Raw genomic sequence first — 20,599 nt, forward strand, 5'->3', positions numbered from 1 at the left:
GTCATTTATTTGAAATATATTTGTCATAAAATTGGAGCATTAAATGAGCCGTACTGTTCAATGTGTTAAATTAGGCCGCGAAGCTGAAGGTCTTGATTTCCCTCCTTTGCCGGGTGAATTAGGCAAAAAAGTATACGATGCCGTTTCTAAAGAAGCTTGGGCGGCGTGGGTCAAGCACCAAACGATGTTGATTAATGAAAACCGTTTGAGCCTTGCAGATCCAAGCGCGCGCAAGTACTTGCAGCAACAGCTTGAGAACTATTTCTTTGGTTCAGGCGCCGATGCCATCCAAGGTTACGTTCCACAATAATGTAATGACACAGGCCGCATAATGCGGCCTGTTGTGTCTGTAAGTACGGAAAGAACAGCATGAATGTCGTTGTTTCGTTGCGCCGCCTTTGTGTATGTTGACTGCTGTGCGGCTGCTTTCAAACAACGCTGCCTAAGACTGAACTTCGTTTCATAACGTTTATTTTTGGATGCCGAAAATAAACTGCATTTAATTTAATTGATCGCCACCAAAGAGCGCTGCCATGACTTATAAACCTGCCGATAACCAACTTTTGCTTAATCGTGAATTGGGCTTGCTCGAATTCAATCGCCGCGTTTTGGCTCAGGCAGAAGACGTACGCAATCCATTGCTCGAACGTTTGAAATTTCTATGTATCGTATCGAGCAATTTGGATGAATTTTTTGAAGTGCGGATGGCGTGGTTGAAAGAAAATATGCGCTTGAATCCTTCTCGCTTATTGCCGGAAGGAATGACGCCGCATCAGGCATTTGAGCTGGTGGCCAAAGAAGCGCACGACTTGGTTGAGCGCCAATATCGAGTGTTGCGTGAAACGGTGTTCCCAGCGATGGAGGCTGAAGGGATTTATTTCTTCCGTCGCAGCCTATGGACTGATGCACAGCGTGCATGGGTAAAAGATTATTTTTTCCGTGAATTGATGCCAATCTTGACTCCGATTGGTTTGGATCCATCCCATCCATTCCCACGCCTATCGAATAAAATTCTGAACTTTATCGTTGAGCTGGAAGGCAGGGATGCATTTGGTCGTAATTCAGGGATTGCGATTGTGCAAGCGCCACGTATTTTGCCGCGTTTTGTCAAAATGCCGGATGAGATTGCCGGCACGCAGCACGGCTTTGTGTTCTTGTCGTCGATTTTGCATGCGCATATTGATGAATTGTTTGCTGGTATGCATGTGCTTGGTTGCTATCAGTTCCGCGTGACACGCGATTCAGATGTGTCGGTGGATGATGAAGATATTAAAGACCTGCGTGCGGCGATTGAAGGTGAGCTATCGCAACGTCCTTACGGCGATGCTGTGCGTTTAGAGTTAGCAGATAATTGTCCACGGCATTTGCAAGATTTCTTGTCCGAGCAGTTTGGCTTGAATGCTGATGACATTTATCGCGTCAATGGGCCGGTGAATATGGTGCGTTTGATGCAAGTGCCGGATCAGGTTGATCGTCCTGATTTGAAGTTTTTGCCATTTATGCCCGGTATTCCACCAGAGTTACGTAAGCAATCGGATTTCTTTGCTGCGATCCGCCATGGAGACATTCTGCTTCATCATCCTTATCAAAGCTTTACGCCGGTGGTTGATTTGTTGCAGCAGGCTGCACGTGACCCGCATGTTGTGGCGATCAAGATGACGATTTATCGCACGGGTGCGGAATCCGTGCTGATGGATGCGCTGCAAGAAGCAGCTGCCCGAGGCAAAGAAGTTACGGTCGTGGTTGAGTTAATGGCGCGTTTTGACGAAGAGGCCAATATTAATTGGGCTGCAAAACTCGAGCGTGCTGGCGCTCACGTTGTTTATGGTGTGTATGGCTATAAAACTCATGCCAAAATGTTGCTGATTGTGCGCCGGGAAGAAGGGCAACTGAAACGTTATGCGCACGTTGGTACGGGTAATTACCATCCACGCACTGCTAAGTTGTATACCGACTTTGGCTTATTAACTGCGCACCCAGAAATCACCAGCGACGTGAACGATGTCTTTATGCAGCTAACGGGTTTGGGTTTGGCCGGTGATCATCATCAATTGTGGCAAGCGCCATTTACTTTGCATAGCAAATTTATTGAATCGATTGAGCGCGAAATCGTCCACGCAAAAGAAGGCCGTAAAGCGGTCATTATTGCCAAAATGAATTCGCTGCTTGAGCCTTCCATTATTGATAAATTGTATGAAGCATCAACCGCAGGTGTGACGATTCATTTGATTGTTCGTGGTGTGTGTGCACTACGTCCGGGCATTCCTGGTTTATCGGAGAACATTCGAGTTCGCTCTATTATTGGTCGTTTCTTAGAGCATCATCGGGTGTTCTATTTCCTCAATAATGGTGAGGAAAATGTTTATCTTTCAAGTGCCGATTGGATGGGGCGTAATTTATTCCGTCGAATCGAAATTGCCTTCCCAATTTTGAATCCAAAAGTGAAGCGTCGGGTGATTCGCGAGAGCCTGCGCCCGTTCTTAGTCGATAATAGCCAAGCTTGGGAAATGCTCTCAGATGGCCGTTACCGCCGCAAAGTTGCACGTGGCGATAAAGTTCGTTCTGCACAAGGGCAGTTGCTGGCGGATTTAGCTGCTGGTGATCGTAGTTAAATGGATTTAATTTTGTGGCGGCATGCCGATGCTGAGTATGGTGTTGATGATTTGGCACGGCCATTGACCCCGAAAGGGGTCAAGCAGGCTAAAAAAGTAGCTGCATGGCTGCGTCGGCAGTTAAAAGATGTTGCTGGATATCGCTTGATCGCTAGTGAGGCAGTACGCAGTCAAGCAACAGCGCAATATCTAAACCCGCAGTATGAAATCAATCCCAAGCTGAATCCGGGCTGCCATAACGCGTGTTATCTGGAAGCTGCGCGCTGGCCACGCGACATTGGTAAGTTTGTCGTGATCGTTGGCCACCAACCCAACCTAGGTGAAGTGGCTTCTTTGCTGGTAACAGGCAAAGAGCTAGACTGGAATACCCGTAAAGGTGGTATATGGTGGATTCAGCGTAGGGTGATGGATGATGGTCGAGTGAAGTATGTGCTGAAAGCGGCGTTAAGTCCGGACTTACTTTGATTCGGCAATTAAAAAAGGTGGCTTAAGCCACCTTTTTTATTGATTCTGCAAAATTAGGCCAGTGCAATAGCCAAGCTAGCGCGGTAATGGAAGTTGGATTCTTCATTACGCTCCAGCTGATCGAGTAAACCGGCCAATTCCGCATGTGCAATTGCTGTCGGTTTAATCGCAATACTGGCCTCAAAATAGGTTTGCGCCTTACCCCATAGCTCGCGTTGGCGGCATAAGCGACCGAGTGTGAGCAATAAGCGATGATCGTTCGGATGCAATTTTAGCCATTGTTCTGCTTGCTGCAATTGCTGGTTCAGTTCTTCGCCGCTTATCTTCAATAGGCCGTATTGCTCGACCAATTCGCCACTCCACTCAGCATCGATCGCCACAGCTAAAGTATCGCGTGCCAAGAGGGTTTCGCCTTGTTCTTGGTATAGACTCGCAATGCTGGCGGCTAGTTGTGGATTGAGGCGCTCTGCTTCTGGCAGCTTGCGGCACCAATCTTTGAGCTCGCGTGCTGTCATTGGGTGTTGCCGCAGTTGCTGTTGATACGCGGCAATACGAATATGCGCGGCTTGTTCTGAGTCCATCGCCTCGCTGCGTGTCAGTTGATCAACTAATTTGAGTACGGCTTCTGGGTTACGCTCTTTTTGGCGCAGGCGTAGCTCGATTTTCATCGCCGCGGTCAGTTTCGGCGTTATTTCTCGCGCAGCACTAATCGCTTGGCTCGCTTCGTTATAACGGCGCTCATCGAGGAATAATTCAGCCATCGACATTAATGTCGCCAAATGTTGTGCGCCAAGGCGGGCTTGTAGTTTTTCAAAGTAAGCATTGCGTTTATCGTAGTCGCGCATGGCATGCGCCGCTCGTGCGCCAAGTAGGCCATTGGCAGCAAACGCATCATCGGCGTGTTGTGCGGCCGCAAAAGCTTCGCTAGCAAGACGTTCGGCGCGTTGATAGCGACCTTCATAAAAGGCAATTCGGGCTTCGCGTTCGAGCTGAACTGAGGCGCGTTCTTGCTGGCGAGCACGATATTGTCGAACCCGTTCGGGTAATCCGCTTAGTTCCGCGAACATTTTGAGTGCTAGATAGAGCACCACCACGCTGCTTATTAATAGAACAATAAAAATATTCAGCGAAATCTCAACGCGCCATGGCGGTAAGAAGATTAAGGCATAGCCTGTATTAAATTCAGCAAACAGTGTTAAGCCAACCGCTAATGCAAATAAGCCAATAAACCAAATCAAAAATTTCACGGTTTTGCCCTCTCAGCCATGGTGCGTGCGCTACGAACTGCATTTAAGCTGGCACTGAGATCGGGTAGGGTGATGGCCAGTGGTTGCGATTCGAGCTGGCGCAATACTTTGATTGCATTATCAGTGGCTGGTGCGCGCGCATCGAAAAATTGCTGTAAGTAGCGGACTGTCGCCGCAATGTCCGCTCGGAATGCTGCCTCGTTACGTAATAGCAGCGCTGAACGGGCATTGAGTAGGCGTAATTTGATATTTTCACGCAGGAAAAAACTTTGTTCCGGCGACAGCAAAATCAAATCAGGCTGATCAATTCGACGGATTTGGATGAGTTGTTTAAATTCATGCCAAACTTCGGCACCAAAACGTTGGATTGGATTGTGATTGGGGTTGGCTTTGAACGGCATGCCTTTTGGATCATGCCCCGCATCAATCAGCAATGGTAGGCGCTCAACACTGTCGATTAAGCTATTGATTTTGGCGGTGAGGCCAATCACATCGACGTAAGGTGTGCTCTTTAGTGTATTGATATCTTGTGTGAGCGCTTGACGTACACTGATGAGTTCGGGGCGATTTAAACGCTGCAATTGTTGGTCAATATTATTGAGTGCGGTCAGCGCGCTGTTGACGTCGCCCGCAATTTGCAATTGCTGGCTGGCAAATGACAGCATTTGCTCAATTTCGGCCAAACTATGCAATGCTTCGCCGCGGGTCAGCGTATCGTACATTACGTTCAGTGATTCTTGCCGTGCCAAAGCTTCGGCTTGTTTGCCTTCTTGGATGGTGAGCCGTGCTAAGAATTGTTGCTGAGCTTGATTTTGCATCAGCAGTTGTGAGCGCAACTCTTGTTGTAATTTGTTGTTGTTGGCGAGCTCACGACTCAAATCTAGTTTGAGTGTCTCCATCGCATTTTGTTGGTATAGCCAAGCGCCGCCGCTGGCCAACAGTGCGACCAAGGCCAATACCAACGCGGGTTGTGGTAAGCGCCGGCGGGGAGGTTGGCTAAGGGCAGCGGAAAAAGTATTGGATGCGTTGTCTTGATTCATCAGGCTCTACACTTTTAGAGATTACTCTTTTGGAGATAAAACCGGTGCAAAATACCGGCAAATCGACTGGGTAATGCCATCATCACCCGCCTCGGTTTGCACGATATGGTTGGCCCCATTGGCCTGTAGTGCCTCGGCAATTCGGTGGTGCGGAACAAAATATAATGCACATTGTAGCTTGAGCCGCGTCTCGCCTCCAGCCCAGTTAAATAAGTGTTGTGCGGCTTCTGAACTGGAAATGACAATACCATCGCAGCCTCGTTGCAATTGATATTCGATTTCGCTGACATCGAGCGTCGGGGCGCTGCGTTGATATGCGGTTACTACCGTCACACTGGCACCCGCTGCGCTTAAACCTGCCGGCAGAATATCGCGGCCACCATTACCGCGAAACAAGACGATTTTTTTGCCCGTTTGTGCGCCGAGTTCTTGGAGCAAGCCTTCTCCGTCAAATTGCGTCGGTGGGCAAATGATGCGTTTGGCACCAAGTTCCGCCGCGCGTTTAGCGCTGCCAGGGCCGACCACCGCAATCGGTAAATCTTTGGGCCATGGCGAGTTTAATTTGGCAAAAACGGCATTTAAGGCCGAAGGGCTAATGAATACGGCTAAGTCAAATTGGACTAAGCGGCTCAGTGCATCATTAAGTTCGCTCTGATCTGTAGCTGGGCTGATCGAAAGTAATGGCAGGGTATAAACCTCAGCACCTTTTTTTACAATGGATTCAGACAAATACCCAGCTTGAGCGGCAGGGCGGGTAATCCAAATCCGATAGCTGCTCAATGGCAAACTCATGGCGCTAGTTGTTTGAGAATCTCGCGCGCACCTTCGGTGCAGAGTAAATCAGCCACGATGCGACCCAAACCATCGGCGGCGGCGTGTGAGCCATTTGACTCAGCAACGACGCGTTGGCTGCCATCGGGCATGGCCACCAAACCGCGCAGGCGTAAAAAGCCTTCTTCATCGGTGGCATAAGCGGCCAGTGGAATTTGGCATGAGCCATTGAGGCGGCGCGATAAAGCGCGCTCTGCAGTCACGCAAGCGGCGGTGACCGCATGATTGAACGGCGCAAGTAGCGCCACTAAATCAGCACGATCTGCACGAATTTCAATGCCGACGGCACCTTGGCCTGGAGCGGGTAAACTGATTTCTGGCGATAGTTCGCAGGTGATTCGTTCCGCTAAACCCAAGCGTTTTAAACCTGCTGCGGCGAGAATAATCGCGTCAAACTCACCATCATCGAGTTTTTTGAGGCGTGTGCCGACATTGCCGCGCAGAGGTTTGACGACTAAATGCGGGTATAAGGCGCGGATTTGGCTTTCACGGCGCAGGCTGGCGGTGCCGACAATCGCGCCTTCCGGTAATTCATCCGGATGCTTAAAGCGGTTCGATACAAACGCGTCACGAGGGTCTTCGCGCTCACCAATTGCCGCCAGGGCAAAGCCTTCTGGCAACACCATCGGTACATCTTTCATTGAGTGTACCGCTAAATCGGCACGGCCTTCGACCATTGCTTGCTCGAGCTCTTTGACGAACAAGCCTTTTCCGCCAATTTTATTTAATGTGACGTCGAGAATTTTGTCGCCTTGCGTTGTGATGCCCAACAGCTCGACAGAAAGTGTCGGATAGGTGCTTTCCAGCCAAGATTTCACATGATAAGCCTGCCAAAGCGCCAATGGGCTTTCGCGGGTGGCGATGACCACTTTAGAGGGCTGTGTTGGGCTCATATGAAATCCTTGGGCAAACTAGAAAAACCGCAGTTTAACATGCCCGCCGCTGCTCAGAGTTTGGATTGTAACGGCGATCATGAATCAAATGCTGGATTTGGGTGGTTGCGGTTCTGGTGGTGTTGGCTCTATTGCGGGCTCATCCCAATTGAGCGGGGTTTCATTGATGTTAAATGGGGGTAATAAATCAACTTCAAATACCGGTATCGGTTCAGCGTTGGTGTGAATTGGTGCGCTATCTTGAATTTGATTTTCGGTAGTCTCGGGAAGCTGCAGGTCAAGCAGCATCTCATCAGCGCTCGGTGTATTGGTCGCGATGCTTGTGGCGACGAAAGCCGCTGGTGGCGCAACATGGGGCGTCATAAATGCATGCATCATCGATGCGGGGCTTACCTCTGGATGAATGTCCAAATCAACATGAGGGTGGGCTGGGCGAGAGTTATCAGCGACTTCGCTGAGTGGATTTTCAGTTCGGCGATAAAGATGGTTGTCAGGATCAAGTTTAGCGCCAATATTGCGAACTAATTCCCAATCGGCTTCATCTTTAACGACAAGGCGTAAGTTTTTAGCGAGCGCGGCATATTCAGTTTTCATGCCCTGTTGGCGGAAAATGCGGAACAACATGAGCCAGCGTTCGATGTCTTCTGGCTCTTCATCGATACTCTTGTACAGTAAATCAATGGCCTCGGACACATCACCTTGCGCTAGCATAATTTGGATTTGTGCTAAATCATTGCTGCCGTAATCACTGACTTCGATGCCTTGGTCTGGTGAATGCAACATCGACATCATGGTGGCGTGCTCAGTTGCTTTATTACGCTTAGTGAAGGCGTTGAGTTGCCCCATCAAAGTGGGGGCTGTTTTTTCTTGTTCGGGTGACCATGCTTGGTCTGGACTCGATTGACGGCGACGCCAAGCGATAAGCGCTGCGCCCGCCGCAACCAGAGCGAGTCCTCCACCAATCAGCCAGCGCTGGAGGGCTGAACTTGAGTCGGTTTGGTCTGGGGTAGTTAGGGGCTGGCTGGCGGTAATGTTCTGGGCTGGGGTGGCGCTAGCAAGCTGTGGGGCGCTGGTAGCAGCCATCACGGGGCTAGCAGCCGTTGCGGCATTCAGTGCGATGATTTTTTGATTCAGTTGTTCGACTTCAAGTTGCATTTGCAACTGAAGGTCTTCCAGCATCTTGACCTTTTGCTCGAGTTCTTTGGTGTATTGAGCCGCCGATTGCGGCGTTGCTGGGGAATTTGGGGCGCTTGGGGTGGCGGCATCAAGGCGTAATTGACCGCTTTCAACTACGGTAGTTGGCGCGGTTTTTTTCTTAACCGAACGAAGGCGTTCGGGAATGATGACTGTTGTGCCGACGCTGAGTTCGGCATTTGGATCAAGATCTGGATTGGTATTACTCAGTTTTTGTAAATAGCGTGGGTATTGTGGGGTATGGGCAGGGTAATAGCGCTTGGTGAGCTCTTTGAGTGTAATCGGTTTTTTTACAACAAATTCTTCTACTGTTTTCAGTGGCGTGGAATCAGTGTTTCGTGATTTTTGTTCTGGTTCACGCACGGCAAAGCGAGTGAGTTTTTCTCGTTCGTTCGTGACCGGAGCAATATTTAAAAACGCAGTAAAATTACGGCTGATCTGTTGGTTACCGCAGGCGATTTGAATCGTGAACGCCACCATGGGTTCGCCAACCGCAGAGCGGGACTCAATCAGGAATGAACCAGCTTGATCGCTGCTTGGTCGCAGTTGAATTGTGGCGGCACCGATGCTGGGTAATTCAGAATTGCCGTGTTGTAGTTCAATGCACTGTTCGTGCAGCGTTTCACCTGAGTTTAAGCGATATGGTACTAAGCCGCGAAAGGGTTGCCCGACATACGATTGCATTTGCAACTCGCCGAGTGTCACGCTGTGTGCCAAAGGCATCGCTAAACCCAAGATGGCGATGGCCGTGTATAGCGGGCTGCGGCGGAAATTTAAATCATGCATCGTGCAATAAAACCATGAATATATTATTTCAATCATTGTCGGGCCTTATGCTTTTCAATTCAAGAAATATTAAAGTCTTGCCGTTGAATCGTTTTATTCCGATATCAATTGAGTTTGAGCGTTTTTGAAATATTAGCAAATATTAATTTTGATTGTTTTCTAATTCGCCTCGCAATAATTACCCAAGCCAAAATCTGCAGCCCCGTCTCTTTTCTCGCCGTGTTACCACAAGCAAAGTTGCTGTGGGATTGTCGCGGATTCATTAAAGCGCACCCCCAGACCCAGTAGGCGCACCGCTTGTGGGCTGCGTTTGAGGCCTTGTTCGAGTAAGCCAAGAAAGGTTGTTAAATGCGGATCTGGGCAGATGCATTCGACGGTGGTTTGCGTGAAGTCGGCAAATTTGATTTTGACAAACGCTTTATGCGCACGCTCGCCGCTGGCGCGCCGCATCCGTGATTGCCAATCTTGGTACAGAGCGGGCAACGCGTTTTGGCAGTCTTGCAAAGAGCCTAAATCATGGGCGTAAGTGTTTTCTACCGACAATGATTTTCGACGCTCTGCTGTGGCAACTGGGCGATGATCGATGCCTTGCGCTTGCTCATACAATTGCCTGCCGAGCCGCCCCCATTCGCTAATCAATTGCTCTAGTGAGCGAGCATGAATATCAGCGCAGGTATGTATGCCGCGCTGAGCTAATCGCTCTGCAGTTACTTTGCCAATACCCCATAGTTTTCGGACTGGCAGCGCGGGCATAAATTCAGCAATATCTTGCGGGCGAATCACAAATTGCCCATTCGGTTTGTGCCAATCGCTGGCAATTTTGGCGAGTAGCTTATTCGGCGCAATGCCTGCGCTGGCGGTAATGCCGATTTCTCGTTCAATTCGCGCACGGATCTCTGCCGCCATGCGCGACGCGCTGCCTGCGCAATGCGGCTGCCCACTGACATCCAGATACGCTTCATCGAGTGACAGGGGTTCGATCACATCAGTGTAATCGGCAAAAATTGCTCGCATCGCCATTGAGGCGGCTTTATAGCGTGGAAAATCGGGCGGCACGATAATCAGATCGCGGCACAATTGTTGTGCGCGGAACGTCGACATCGCCGCGCGAATGCCGAGCTGGCGCGCAGGATAATTACTAGTGCATAACACACCACGCCGATCACTGGAGCCGCCAACGGCGAGCGGCACATTCCGCCATTCGGGATGGTCGCGCATTTCTACGGCCGCATAAAAGCAGTCGCAATCGATGTGAATGATTTTGCGTTGAATCAGCACGGGTCATTCGCCGAGCAAATAAAACTAATTGTACGTTCGTTCTATTTGAAAATCACTTAATTCTGCATTGCTACAGATAAAAGGCGGTGGCTGGGATTTAATGGTGCTGGGTATTTGCTTGAAATCTTTGCTAAATTTAGGCTTTAACCACATACCCAATAGCTGTGAGGGTTTGCCTAAATTGATTCACCCTCACGAAGCACGAGGGTGAATCGTCAATCGTTGAAGTAAAAATTCAGCGGCAATAACTCGCCATTGAATAGCTGCGTTGCTCTGGGTATTTGCGACCACCGGGGGCGCAAGTTTTGAGGACGATATCACCAGTTTCGCAACGGCGTGACATCGTTACGCGTTGGCCAACGGTGAGTTTTTTGCGTTTCATATTGTAAGCGTTGAGAATTGAATCGTAGGTGCCCGTAGCAATCGCGCGTTCGGTACCTTGGATGGAAATAAGCTTCAGAATGTAATTGTGCTCTATCATGAGGTCTCCAATTTACAGCTTATTGAAGAGCGCTGGCCATTGCTTGAGCAACGACGTTTTGCTCTAAAGAGGGCTAGGTTTTGTTAAACAGAATCTAGAGTATCCGATTATATTTTTACCGATTTGTTGCAGTTAAGAAAATATTGTCGGGTGTTGTAATTTATATGTTTTTAGTAATTTGAGGGCAAGCCGATGCGCTTTTTATCGTTGCTGTTTTTGCTGGGATTGCTGACTGCGTGCGGTCAGGCCAAGCTTGAACCATTGCCAGCTAATGCCGTTATTTTGGCCTATGGTGATAGCCTGACCTTCGGCACGGGCGCTGCGGCAGGCGAGGATTATCCAACGCAATTGAGTCGCTTGATTGCGCATCCCGTGGTTAATGCTGGCGTGCCGGGTGAAACGACAGCACAGGGTTTGCAACGTTTAAATGATACTTTGGACGAGGTGAAGCCCAAGCTGGTGCTGCTTGGCTTAGGTGGGAATGATTTTTTGCAGCGCTTACCGCCGGAAGACGCTAAAGCCAATCTAGCGGCGATGCTCAGCGAACTCAAGCGGCGTAATATTCCAGTGGTATTGTTAGCGGTACCAAGTTTGTCCATCCCGCCAAAGCCGCATCCTTTGTATGCCGAGCTTGCCGAGCAGGCCGATGTGGTGCTGGCGGAAGAGCAATGGTGGGATATTTTGCGCAAAGCCAGCTTGAAATCAGATGCTGTTCATCCCAATGCGGCGGGTTATGCGCAGTTTGCTGCTGCGATGGCTGAATTATTAAAAGAGCACGGTGCGATTCGTGATTGACCGCTAAATCTATTAGTCTACAAAAAACACGAAAGGCACGAAAAAACTTAAATTCATCAATAAATATATATGATCCTAAGTTGGACTTCGTGTGTTGCTGGGTTCGTGCTTTTCGTGTCTTTCGTGGACTCCGATTGTTGTCCTTTTTAACTAACTCTGTGAGCCTGCCATGACCGATTCGACTTCGCTCGACGCGCTAACTCGCCAACGTGCCAGCCAGATTATTTATCAAATTTTCCCCGAGCGGTTTGCGATTGGTAGTGGGAAAAGCAGTGCAGAAAAACTCGCGAATGCTGCGTATGACGTGGCTGATGCAGCCAAATGCGATTGGGATGACAGCACGTTGAATCAGCCCTGGGGCAAACAATTCTTTGGCGGCGATTTGGATGGCATCGCCGACAAAATCGACTATCTGAGCGAATTGGGCGTGACCGGCGTGTATTTAACGCCGGTATTTAGCGCGCCGAGCAATCATAAATACGACGCGACTGATTTTTTTACGATAGACGCGATGTTTGGCGGCGAAGCGGCTTTGCTACGCTTAATCGATATGCTGCATCAACACGGAATGAGTTTAACGCTGGATGCGGTACTGAATCATGTTTCTGAATTTCATCCGTGGTTTTTGGCGGCCAAAGCAGGTGACGCTGAAAAGCGCGATTGGTTTACGTTTAAGGACGATGGCAGCTATTTGTGCTGGCAAGATTACGGCTTGATGCCGGAGCTGAATTTAGCCAATCCAGCCGTGCGCGATGTGCTGTATGCGCAGCCAAAAAGCTTGGTACAGTATTGGCTGGCGAGGGGTATCGACAACTGGCGCTTTGATGTCGCGCAGGATGTGGGCATACCCGTCGCACAAGAAATGGCTGCTATTGTTGGCAAGGCGTATCCGCAAGCGGGCTTGCTGGGTGAATTGAATGGTTTTTCCGGCGCTTGGTTTCAAGCGGGCGGCGGTTTTAGTGGCATGATGAATTACTGGTATCGCACCGCCATTTTGGCGTGGCTGGCTGGTGACATTGACGGCGTCCAAATGAACGCGGCGATTCGCGATGCGCGCGAAGCGTATGGGCTGAAAGGTTTGCTGTGCTCATGGAATATGTTGTCTAGCCATGATACGCCGCGCTTGATTACCACTGTAGGCAATGTTGCCGACGCACAGTTGGCGCTGGCACTGCAATTTACGTTGCCGGGGATTCCACTGCTGTATTACGGTGAGGAAATCGGCATGGAAGGCGGTGCCGATCCTGATTGCCGTCGTACTATGCGTTGGAACGAGGCGGAGTGGAATCACGCCCAGCGCGCTTGGGTGAAGCAGCTGATTTATATCCGTAAAAAGAACCCTGCCTTGCAGTATGGCGATATATGCGTTTTAGGCGATAGGCTGCAGGGCAATACCTTGGTTTTCTTACGATTTACTGATGTGCCGGGCGAAGCCGCCTTGGTCGTGATGAATTTAAGCGATGCGCCGCTGAGCGCCAAATTGCTAATTCCGTACTCGCATTGGTACGACGGCGTGCCGCTGCGCGATGCGCTGGGTCACGCGCCGAATTTGAAGCTGAATGCGGGCAGTGTGCAGCTTGAAATCCCTGCCCGAACCGTGGCGATCTTTGAGGCGTTCGAGCCGTATCAAAATTACACCTTTTTCAAACCGCGCAATCGCTGAGGGTTAACAGCGAGAGTCCACGAAAGATACGAAAATCACGAACAAAGGTCAGCACTAAAGAGTAGCAAGGCCAGCAGATTTTAATTTTTGTGCCTTTTGTGTTTTTCGTGGACAAAAATTTTTACTAAAAACGCTTGCCAAGCCCAATGAATTCGTGAATAATCCGCCTCCTACACAGAACACACTCATGCCCGGGTGGCGGAATTGGTAGACGCAGCGGACTCAAAATCCGCCGCCGCAAGGTGTGCCGGTTCGAGTCCGGCCCCGGGCACCAGATACAAGAAAAAGCCGATCTTCATGATCGGCTTTTTTGCGTTTAGACTGAGCGTAATGTTTACTTTTGCTTGAATACTTTGCTTTTTATTCAGTTGTTTCGGGAATTAAAGAGTAGACCGCCGCAGTATGGGCAACATTATTGAGAATTAAACGATTGCGAGCCCAGCATTCAAATTGAGCTCCGGCTTTTCTCGCTGCTGCATTGCTGGCCAAGTTGTGATCAATTACTACAATCTCTATACGCAATAAGCCTAATTCTTGAAAGCCAAATTGGCTCATCATTTGTATAGCTTGGGTGCTTATGCCTTGGCGCTGCCGAGATTCACGGATCCAGTAGCCAAGGTTGGCTGAGCTTCGGTTATAACGAATGATTTCGTTTAAGCCTATCCCGCCAATCAGTTCTGAATTTTCAGTAGAAAAAATACCAAAACTATAGGCAGATCCTGCTGCTCGTGCCTGTTCACAATGCGCAAACCAGCCAAGCGCATCCTCTTCAGAAAACTGCTCATGACACCAAGGCAGCCAGCGTCCAACAGTTGCCATTGATTCACGTGCCGCCGCGGCAAAGCTTGTTGCATCACTTGCAACAAAAGGGCGAATTGTTAAATTGGCTTTTTGTAGCAGTATGGACATTGGTGGATGGTGTAAGTTAAAAATACGATCATATCTTTGCTTTTCGAATTTGGCGAATCAAACGAGCTGATCATGCGAATGGAATGAAGCTATTCAGAAGTGCAGCAAGAACTGAAAGTTATAGTCAGCCGCCGCCGCGCTTTACTTTAAACCCACGCTTGGCTAGTTCTGCCATCACCGCATCGCGGTGTTCACCTTGAATCTCGATTTGGCCGTCTTTGACTGTGCCGCCCGTGCCGCAAATGGTTTTGAGTTGTTTGCCCAATTTCGTGAGTTCCGCGCTGTCGAGAATCAATCCGCTCACCACAATCACCGCTTTGCCTTTCCGTACTTCGCGGCCGACGCGGGCGATGCCGTCACCGGTGGGAAGTGCGGCTTTGCAAATGCAGGCAGCTTGCGGCTGGCGGCAAGCGGGGCACATGCAGCCGTGTTCGGTGGAGTAAACAAGACCGCCGCTGGATTTCTTACTCATCTTGTCCTGCCTTGAGCTGTGGAAATAGCACGTCGGTATAGCCAAATTGCGTCATATCGGTGATGCGTTGTGGATAGAGCACGGCAAACAGATGGTCGCATTCATGTTGCACCACACGAGCGTGAAAGCCGCTGACGGTACGATCAATTGGCGTTCCGAATTGGTCAAAGCCTTGGTAACGTATCTGGGTATAGCGTGGCACCAAACCACGTAAGCCGGGTACCGAGAGACACCCCTCCCAGCCTGATTCCATTGCTTCATCAAGGGGAGTAATCACTGGATTGAGTAGTATCGTTTGTGGCACCACATCCGCATCGGGGTAGCGCTCGTTTTGCTCGAAACCAAACACAACGACCTGCAGGCTGACGCCGATTTGCGGCGCGGCAATCCCAACGCCATGGGTCGCGATCATGGTGTCGAATAAATCGACTATCAGCGCATGCAGTTCGGGCGTATCAAATTCGGTGACGGGCGCAGCCTTGGCTAACAGCAAAGGCTCACCCATTTTTAACACAGGACGAATTGGCATGATGGCGGTGCGTGTGGATCAAAACACCGATTTTACCTGATGTGTTGCTATCAACGCGCGTGCTGGCAGATTAAAACCACGGCTTAACCGCGCTGGCGGGAGTCGATGCGGCAGAGCTGGTGCTGTTGATGACAATTTTGTATTCACGCACTTCAGCGGGCTCTACACTGGCATCTTCCCAAGGGCGGCGGTAGAAAAATTGCAATGAGGTCTCGCCTGATTGCCCCGCGACGAGTCGCCAAGTGGTTTCGCCGCCAGCGCCGGGTGTGTTCTTCTTGCTGGGCGTGTGTTTCCAGTTGCCGACCAATTTCACCGTGCCGTCTTCGGGCGGCTTAAACTGCCACATATAGCCAGTGCTTGGGTTGGCTGGTAGTTTGACGATGAATATTTCTTTGGGTTTGACGGTAATCGTTTGCTGATGATTCGCGTCGTTAAGGATTTGCTCAGCGTGAGCGCAGAAAGGCACTGCAAGTAATGCCGTCAGGCTGGCGAGAATAATTTTGTTCATGGCGGTTTCAAGCAAATGGATGATTCGCTAGCATGTTTCAGCGGGACTATTTTCGCCAGAGAATTATTACCGATCACCCGTGCGGTTATAGATACGGGTTGATGCTTTTTTAGTGCCTGCGGCACGATGTTTTGGTGCTGCAATCCGCAGCGTGGACTTCTTTCTTTGCGTCGCCAAAGAAAGAAGCAAAGAAAAGCGACCCGAGGCGCACCCCGCTCCGCGGTCCCCTCGCGTGGCGAAAGCCAAACGGTGAAACTGTTTGTCTTTCTTCGTGCTCGGTGTGCTTGGACGGGATTTTTAAGCCCCGGCCCAACGAGCGCGGCACGGCATCAACATGAAATGAGAGCATTGCCATAATTGTTTAGGTATATTTAACTAGGCTTTTTTATTTATGGTCTTGCTGTGCATACCCATCAAACTAATACTTGTCGCGTGCTTGCCATATATTGATGGATTTGCTGCTCGATATTGGGATCAATCAGCAAGTCAGGGCGGCGACCGTGTGGGCAGGGCAGGCTGGCTGTAGTGCCAAACAGTCTACAAATCAACGGCCGCTCTAAATACACCGTACAACCTTTGGCGCCCAAATGCGGGCAACTTAATTCTGCCAATGCCGCTGCGTGTTCTTGGGCTGTTTTACGTGGTAAGCGTGACATTTCTTCTGGTGAAGTTGTCACCGGTCCACAGCAATCATGACAGCCGGGAATGCACTCAAAGCTTGGAATACGCTGGCGTAAAAAACGGATGGTTTGACTGTGTGGGGTCATGGTGGAACTCTTTTGCTTGGCGTGTGGCTTATTTTACGCTGATTGCTTGGTCATTTACTGTCGCATGATTGGTGAAGCGCGCCGGAATGCTGTTATAATGGGCGCTCTGCGGGCGTCGTATAATGGTAATACCCTAGCTTCCCAAGCTAGAGCCGTGGGTTCGATTCCCATCGCCCGCTCCAAATAAATAAAAAAGCCAGAAGTCGGTCGATTTCTGGCTTTTTGCATTGCAGCTCGCTGGATTGAATCGGCGGCAATTCTATTGAGGCAATACGATGCGCGAAAAACCACGTTCTAAACCTGCTGCTCGTCCCGTTGCTGCGCCAAAGCCGCCAGCAGAGCTGCATCCGCGCAACCGTCATCGTGGGCGCTATGATTTTCCGGCCTTGATTGCCGCTTGCGCTGAATTGAAGCCGTTTGTCGCGGTGAATCAGTATGGCGATGAGTCAATTGATTTTGCTAATCCGGCAGCGGTCAAGATGCTCAATCGCGCTTTGCTCGCCAAATTTTATGGCGTCAAAAACTGGGATGTGCCAGCGGGCTATTTATGCCCGCCGATCCCGGGGCGCGCTGATTATATTCATAATCTGGCTGATCTATTAGTTGAAAGTCATCGTGGTAAAACACCGGAAGTGGTGCGGGTGCTCGATATCGGTTGCGGCGCGAATTGTGTTTATCCGTTGATTGGCTCGGCTGAGTATGAGTGGGAAATGGTGGGTTCAGAAGTGGATGCGGTCGCTTTGACAAACGCTCAGCAGATCGTCGATGCGAATCCACAATTGAATATCGAATTACGCCAGCAAAAAATTCCTGGCGCAATATTTCTGGGGATTGTGCAAGACGGCGAGTTTTTTGATCTGACTTTATGTAATCCACCGTTCCATGCCTCGCTGGCTGAGGCCACAAAGGGCTCGCAAAGGAAATGGAAAAACCTCGGTAAAGCGCCGCGTGGTAAAGCGGCTGCGACGCCAGCGCCCGTGCTGAACTTTGGCGGTCAAGGTGGTGAGCTGTGGTGCGAGGGCGGCGAAGAGGCGTTTATTCAACGCATGATTTCTGAAAGTCGCCAAATCGGCCAGCGTTGCTTGTGGTTTACCAGCCTTGTATCCAAAGCGAGTAGTTTGCCACTGTTGTACCGTACGCTAGAAAAAGCGGGCGCACGCGATGTCCGTACGATAGAAATGAGCCAAGGGCAAAAACAAAGCCGTTTTTTAGCTTGGACGTTCATTCCACCCGCTTTACACGAGAGGTTTTCCTCGGTTCTTTCTGAATTTGGCCGCTGAAATGCCCTTTTTGGCGGTAAATTGGCGGTGAAAGTTACTCAAACTCGCAAAACCACTGTCGAGTGCTACGCGCGGCAAGGCGTACTGTGTAGTCAGTAGCAGATTGCAGGCGTGACCCAAGCGCAGCTCAGAGAGCAAGTCGCTAAAGCTTTTGCCCACTTGGCGGGCAATGAGCCGTTTGAGCGTGGTTTCGTTGATGTTGGCGGCCTTGGCCAAGGTGCTGAGCGTAATGCTTTCGCGGTAGTGCTGATGCAAGAAATCCAAAGCAACTTTGAGGCGTGGATCGCCGACGGGCTCATTGGCTGGTGCAAGCTCTAGATAGCGAGCCTGCTGATCGCTGGGGAGTTGCCGCAAAATATCGAGTAGGCACAGTACGCGCTCGAGACCTTTCAGTTGCAGCAGCTGCGCAAAGCGCGGTGCGAGTTGTGCGGCGAGCGTCGGCGTAAAGACCACGCCATGTCGAATTCGCCGCAACCATTGCCCCAATTCGCGTAGTTCGGGTAAACCTTGCTCGGCCAATTGATGCAGCCATTCTTCGCGAAAAAACACCACATGGATTTCGATTTGCTCGTGATCGGACGCGGTTTTGCCTTGCCATGAATGCGCCAGATTGGGTGCGATGAGCGTGAGGTCAATATTGGTAAACTCGCTGACATTATCGCCCAAATACCGTAAACCACGGGCTCCTGTCGTTAAAGTGATTTCGTATTCGGGGTGATAGTGCAAATGAAAAGGTATCTCCTCACCCAAATAGTGATTGTGTCGCCATGGTTGTGCATGCGTACTACCGATCCATTCGCGAAATAGCATAGGTGGCCCTCGGGTCTGTTGACGTTTGGTTTGCGGATCGCGTTTGTGCTGATTTTGGCCTGAAACAAGGCGAAAGACGCGTGGCATAGTCATTCTATGCAAGCGTTTTTCAACGCAGAGTCAGGCCAAAAGCAGCCAAACCCTGCGGGCTGGGCGCTTTTCGCTGCATCTCTGCGTTATTTCGTGCTCGAATAACTCGTTATTGGTCGCACAAAATGCCTTGACCTGCCGCGAAAATCGCTCCAGCGCGACCGAAAACCAAACGTCAACAGACCCGAGTCGATAAGTGGATTAAATTGTACCTAATGTGGATTTATCGCGCAGACCTTCGCGAAATACTGCGCTTATTTTAAAGGGAGTTTGCAATGAAAAATTTAGGTTTAAATCATATCAATTTGCGTGTGCCGGCTGATTTACTCGAAGCGATGCGCGCATTTTATTGCGAGCTTATCCAGTTGCAAGTTGGCTTTCGCCCGCCATTTGGTACGCAGGGCTATTGGTTGTACGCTGGCGCGCAGCCAGTGATTCATTTATCAGTGCTCAAGGGCGATGCGAGTGTGGTTTTGGATGCGCCTCGCGTGGTCGATCATATTGCGTTTACTTGTTGCAATATTGAACAGGCCGTCTTGAAGTTAGATCAATTAGGTATCAACTATCGCCGTTTGGATTTTGCTGACGAAGGGATTAGCCAGATTTTTATACAGGATCCAGCGAAGAATACGGTTGAATTACATTTTCATCTTGAATGATTTTTAGATTGGGTATATCGACGTATCTATTGATTTTAAATGACTGTATTTAAATACGTCGATATTTTTTGCGATGTTGGTGCTCAAATTTCTTCGAGTGAATTTTTGAGCGTTTGCACAACTTGGCTTAGTTTGTTTTGTAGCGCAGCTTCATCGGTATAGATGGCGGTGATTTTTTCCCAGCCATTGCGAACCACGCTTAATAGACTTTCTTCTTGCCGGTCTGATAAACCAAAAGCAGAGAGGGCGCTTTCCATATTCATCATCACATCACCAAACAACGCCGCTCGTTCGACATTGCCTTGCCGTTGTTGCTGATCGATTTCACTCAAGGTTGTGGTTAAGGATTGAATAGAACTCATGATGGCCAATTGATTTTGTGTGGCGATGAGTGTGGTTTTGACTTTGATCGCCTCAAGTCGTGATTCGGCCGCTTCAATTAAAATTGCGAGGTGATCGCGTAGGCGCCCAGAGCGTTCTTCATCATCGACCGGCATATTGTTCACGATCAATTGCACATTTGGATAGTTGACTGATAGGCGATTGCGAAAGCGTACAATCCGTTCCATCGTTGCCATTTTTTGCAATACAGCGAGTTCGACTCCGCTTGCTTCTCCTTTTAAATTGAGTGCAACGATACCTGCATCGGTTTTAAGCTGGACGACTCCGTCCAGTTGGAATTGCTGAAGCGCGGCAATTAATAATTGCGCCAGTCCTTGTGCGGTATTGCTGCCATTGAAGTTTTTGAGCGTTTCCATTAACAAACCCGTTTCGCTCATGCTACTCATTGCCGTAAATGCAGTGTTAGTGGCATAGCTAATCTGGGATTTCATCTGTGCGCGTTCTGCGCTCTGTTGCAGCATGTGAGCGATGCGGGTCAGTAGCGCTTTGTGGTTGATTGGCTTGGTGATAAAACCCTGCCCGCCAACATCGTATACTTTGAGTAATTCATCGGCGTTTTCTTCGGCCGATATCATCATGACGGGGATGTCTGATAATTCAAAATCATCACAAATGGCTTTGCATAAAGCAAAGCCATTCATTTTGGGCATTTGCACATCAGCAATTACTGCGACGGGTTTGATTTCTCGTGCTTTTTGTAGCCCAGCCTCTCCATCTGCAGCTTCGACTACTTGATATTCAGTTTCGAGTATTTTTCGTATTACAACACGAATGATTGCATCGTCGTCGACCACTAAAATGATGGGCTTTGTTGTCGTTTCCGCCATGTTTTTACCCTAGACTAAAGTACCTGTGTTCAGTGTAGTTAGTCAGAAAAAAAAACGCTAA

General features: G+C 49.6%; 21 protein-coding genes and 2 tRNA genes. 9 read left to right on the top strand and 14 right to left on the bottom strand.

Going from position 1 to position 20,599, the window contains the following annotated elements; genetic code table 11:
* The first annotated feature begins 43 nt into the window (after positions 1-43).
* The 3 genes from GM173_RS12510 (at position 44) to GM173_RS12520 (ending at position 3,077) form a co-directional block, all read left to right on the top strand.
* Positions 44-310 (top strand): oxidative damage protection protein, encoded by a 267-nt coding sequence (locus tag GM173_RS12510; protein WP_203571720.1) that lies wholly within the window; start codon positions 44-46, stop codon positions 308-310.
* Between the two features lie 223 nt (positions 311-533).
* Entirely contained in the window at positions 534-2,612 is a 2,079-nt protein-coding gene (gene ppk1, locus GM173_RS12515; protein WP_203571721.1) for a polyphosphate kinase 1, read from the top strand.
* Complete coding sequence (locus GM173_RS12520; protein ID WP_203571722.1) at positions 2,613-3,077, top strand: SixA phosphatase family protein; 465 nt, start codon at positions 2,613-2,615, stop codon at positions 3,075-3,077.
* Between the two features lie 53 nt (positions 3,078-3,130).
* Here GM173_RS12520 and GM173_RS12525 read toward each other — a convergent pair whose 3' ends face one another.
* The 7 genes from GM173_RS12525 to GM173_RS12555 form a co-directional block, all read right to left on the bottom strand.
* Positions 3,131-4,324: a heme biosynthesis HemY N-terminal domain-containing protein gene (locus GM173_RS12525; protein WP_203571723.1), complete on the bottom strand. Its 1,194-nt coding sequence runs from the start codon at positions 4,322-4,324 to the stop codon at positions 3,131-3,133.
* A complete protein-coding gene (locus GM173_RS12530; protein ID WP_203571724.1) occupies positions 4,321-5,364 on the bottom strand; it encodes a uroporphyrinogen-III C-methyltransferase in 1,044 nt (347 codons plus the stop codon). Before GM173_RS12530 ends, GM173_RS12525 begins: the two co-directional genes overlap by 4 nt.
* A 21-nt stretch (positions 5,365-5,385) precedes the next feature.
* Positions 5,386-6,156, bottom strand: a complete 771-nt coding sequence (locus tag GM173_RS12535; RefSeq protein ID WP_203571725.1) for a uroporphyrinogen-III synthase — start codon at positions 6,154-6,156, stop codon at positions 5,386-5,388.
* A complete protein-coding gene (gene hemC, locus GM173_RS12540; protein WP_203571726.1) occupies positions 6,153-7,088 on the bottom strand; it encodes a hydroxymethylbilane synthase in 936 nt (311 codons plus the stop codon). Before hemC ends, GM173_RS12535 begins: the two co-directional genes overlap by 4 nt.
* 84 nt (positions 7,089-7,172) lie before the next feature.
* Positions 7,173-9,104, bottom strand: a complete 1,932-nt coding sequence (locus GM173_RS12545; RefSeq protein WP_203571727.1) for a type IV pilus assembly protein FimV — start codon at positions 9,102-9,104, stop codon at positions 7,173-7,175.
* 186 nt (positions 9,105-9,290) lie between these two features.
* Positions 9,291-10,346, bottom strand: coding sequence for a DNA polymerase IV (dinB, locus tag GM173_RS12550; RefSeq protein ID WP_203571728.1), 1,056 nt, complete (start codon positions 10,344-10,346; stop codon positions 9,291-9,293).
* A 235-nt stretch (positions 10,347-10,581) separates the two neighbouring features.
* Positions 10,582-10,827, bottom strand: coding sequence for a hypothetical protein (locus GM173_RS12555; protein WP_203571729.1), 246 nt, complete (start codon positions 10,825-10,827; stop codon positions 10,582-10,584).
* Between the two features lie 192 nt (positions 10,828-11,019).
* On the opposite strand from GM173_RS12555, the gene GM173_RS12560 reads away from it, so the two are divergent.
* From GM173_RS12560 to GM173_RS12570, 3 genes are all read left to right on the top strand, one after another.
* A complete protein-coding gene (locus tag GM173_RS12560) occupies positions 11,020-11,622 on the top strand; it encodes a GDSL-type esterase/lipase family protein (RefSeq protein ID WP_203571730.1) in 603 nt (200 codons plus the stop codon).
* A gap of 169 nt (positions 11,623-11,791) precedes the next feature.
* Positions 11,792-13,285, top strand: coding sequence for a glycoside hydrolase family 13 protein (locus tag GM173_RS12565; protein WP_203571731.1), 1,494 nt, complete (start codon positions 11,792-11,794; stop codon positions 13,283-13,285).
* A 189-nt stretch (positions 13,286-13,474) separates the two neighbouring features.
* A tRNA-Leu gene (locus GM173_RS12570) sits at positions 13,475-13,559 on the top strand.
* An 86-nt stretch (positions 13,560-13,645) separates the two neighbouring features.
* Here the strand turns inward: GM173_RS12570 and GM173_RS12575 are convergent.
* The 5 genes from GM173_RS12575 to GM173_RS12595 form a co-directional block, all read right to left on the bottom strand.
* Positions 13,646-14,194 (bottom strand): GNAT family N-acetyltransferase, encoded by a 549-nt coding sequence (locus tag GM173_RS12575; protein WP_203571732.1) that lies wholly within the window; start codon positions 14,192-14,194, stop codon positions 13,646-13,648.
* A 124-nt stretch (positions 14,195-14,318) separates the two neighbouring features.
* Positions 14,319-14,666 carry a translation initiation factor Sui1 gene (locus GM173_RS12580; protein ID WP_203571733.1) on the bottom strand — a complete coding sequence of 116 codons (348 nt, stop codon included), beginning with the start codon at positions 14,664-14,666 and terminating at the stop codon, positions 14,319-14,321.
* Positions 14,659-15,195, bottom strand: coding sequence for a peptide deformylase (gene def, locus GM173_RS12585; protein WP_203571734.1), 537 nt, complete (start codon positions 15,193-15,195; stop codon positions 14,659-14,661). Before def ends, GM173_RS12580 begins: the two co-directional genes overlap by 8 nt.
* 70 nt (positions 15,196-15,265) lie before the next feature.
* On the bottom strand, positions 15,266-15,703 hold the full coding sequence (locus GM173_RS12590) for a protease inhibitor I42 family protein (protein WP_203571735.1): 438 nt from the start codon (positions 15,701-15,703) through the stop codon (positions 15,266-15,268).
* A gap of 413 nt (positions 15,704-16,116) precedes the next feature.
* The gene (locus tag GM173_RS12595) at positions 16,117-16,470 is read right to left on the bottom strand and encodes a YkgJ family cysteine cluster protein (RefSeq protein WP_203571736.1); all 354 of its coding nucleotides are present in this window, start codon (positions 16,468-16,470) and stop codon (positions 16,117-16,119) included.
* 108 nt (positions 16,471-16,578) lie between these two features.
* Between GM173_RS12595 and GM173_RS12600 the strand changes: the two genes are divergently transcribed.
* Positions 16,579-16,652 (top strand) — tRNA-Gly (locus tag GM173_RS12600).
* Positions 16,653-16,745: 93 nt separating this feature from the next.
* Positions 16,746-17,750, top strand: a complete 1,005-nt coding sequence (gene rlmF / locus GM173_RS12605) for a 23S rRNA (adenine(1618)-N(6))-methyltransferase RlmF (protein ID WP_203571737.1) — start codon at positions 16,746-16,748, stop codon at positions 17,748-17,750.
* On the opposite strand, the gene GM173_RS12610 is transcribed toward rlmF, so the two are convergent.
* Complete coding sequence (locus tag GM173_RS12610; RefSeq protein WP_203571738.1) at positions 17,706-18,647, bottom strand: helix-turn-helix domain-containing protein; 942 nt, start codon at positions 18,645-18,647, stop codon at positions 17,706-17,708. The genes rlmF and GM173_RS12610 overlap by 45 nt on opposite strands.
* Positions 18,648-18,925: 278 nt before the next feature.
* Between GM173_RS12610 and GM173_RS12615 the strand changes: the two genes are divergently transcribed.
* Positions 18,926-19,309 (top strand): VOC family protein, encoded by a 384-nt coding sequence (locus GM173_RS12615; RefSeq protein WP_203571739.1) that lies wholly within the window; start codon positions 18,926-18,928, stop codon positions 19,307-19,309.
* 83 nt (positions 19,310-19,392) lie between these two features.
* Here GM173_RS12615 and GM173_RS12620 read toward each other — a convergent pair whose 3' ends face one another.
* The gene (locus tag GM173_RS12620; protein WP_203571740.1) at positions 19,393-20,538 is read right to left on the bottom strand and encodes a response regulator; all 1,146 of its coding nucleotides are present in this window, start codon (positions 20,536-20,538) and stop codon (positions 19,393-19,395) included.
* Between the last annotated feature and the right edge of the window lie 61 nt (positions 20,539-20,599).

This window comes from Deefgea chitinilytica (genome assembly GCF_016881405.1).
Classification (GTDB): domain Bacteria; phylum Pseudomonadota; class Gammaproteobacteria; order Burkholderiales; family Chitinibacteraceae; genus Deefgea; species Deefgea chitinilytica.

Excerpts from the sequence above, each read along its gene's own strand:
- GM173_RS12555 (WP_203571729.1), bottom strand. The coding sequence starts at position 10,827 with ATGATAGAGCACAATTACATTCTGAAGCTTATTTCCATCCAAGGTACC.
- rlmF (WP_203571737.1), top strand. The coding sequence starts at position 16,746 with ATGCGCGAAAAACCACGTTCTAAACCTGCTGCTCGTCCCGTTGCTGCG.
- GM173_RS12530 (WP_203571724.1), bottom strand. The coding sequence starts at position 5,364 with ATGAATCAAGACAACGCATCCAATACTTTTTCCGCTGCCCTTAGCCAA.
- GM173_RS12590 (WP_203571735.1), bottom strand. The coding sequence starts at position 15,703 with ATGAACAAAATTATTCTCGCCAGCCTGACGGCATTACTTGCAGTGCCT.
- GM173_RS12620 (WP_203571740.1), bottom strand. The coding sequence starts at position 20,538 with ATGGCGGAAACGACAACAAAGCCCATCATTTTAGTGGTCGACGACGAT.
- GM173_RS12560 (WP_203571730.1), top strand. The coding sequence starts at position 11,020 with ATGCGCTTTTTATCGTTGCTGTTTTTGCTGGGATTGCTGACTGCGTGC.
- GM173_RS12615 (WP_203571739.1), top strand. The coding sequence starts at position 18,926 with ATGAAAAATTTAGGTTTAAATCATATCAATTTGCGTGTGCCGGCTGAT.
- hemC (WP_203571726.1), bottom strand. The coding sequence starts at position 7,088 with ATGAGCCCAACACAGCCCTCTAAAGTGGTCATCGCCACCCGCGAAAGC.
- GM173_RS12575 (WP_203571732.1), bottom strand. The coding sequence starts at position 14,194 with ATGTCCATACTGCTACAAAAAGCCAATTTAACAATTCGCCCTTTTGTT.
- def (WP_203571734.1), bottom strand. The coding sequence starts at position 15,195 with ATGCCAATTCGTCCTGTGTTAAAAATGGGTGAGCCTTTGCTGTTAGCC.
- ppk1 (WP_203571721.1), top strand. The coding sequence starts at position 534 with ATGACTTATAAACCTGCCGATAACCAACTTTTGCTTAATCGTGAATTG.
- GM173_RS12545 (WP_203571727.1), bottom strand. The coding sequence starts at position 9,104 with ATGATTGAAATAATATATTCATGGTTTTATTGCACGATGCATGATTTA.
- GM173_RS12595 (WP_203571736.1), bottom strand. The coding sequence starts at position 16,470 with ATGACCCCACACAGTCAAACCATCCGTTTTTTACGCCAGCGTATTCCA.
- GM173_RS12520 (WP_203571722.1), top strand. The coding sequence starts at position 2,613 with ATGGATTTAATTTTGTGGCGGCATGCCGATGCTGAGTATGGTGTTGAT.
- GM173_RS12510 (WP_203571720.1), top strand. The coding sequence starts at position 44 with ATGAGCCGTACTGTTCAATGTGTTAAATTAGGCCGCGAAGCTGAAGGT.
- GM173_RS12580 (WP_203571733.1), bottom strand. The coding sequence starts at position 14,666 with ATGAGTAAGAAATCCAGCGGCGGTCTTGTTTACTCCACCGAACACGGC.
- GM173_RS12610 (WP_203571738.1), bottom strand. The coding sequence starts at position 18,647 with ATGCCACGCGTCTTTCGCCTTGTTTCAGGCCAAAATCAGCACAAACGC.
- GM173_RS12565 (WP_203571731.1), top strand. The coding sequence starts at position 11,792 with ATGACCGATTCGACTTCGCTCGACGCGCTAACTCGCCAACGTGCCAGC.
- GM173_RS12535 (WP_203571725.1), bottom strand. The coding sequence starts at position 6,156 with ATGAGTTTGCCATTGAGCAGCTATCGGATTTGGATTACCCGCCCTGCC.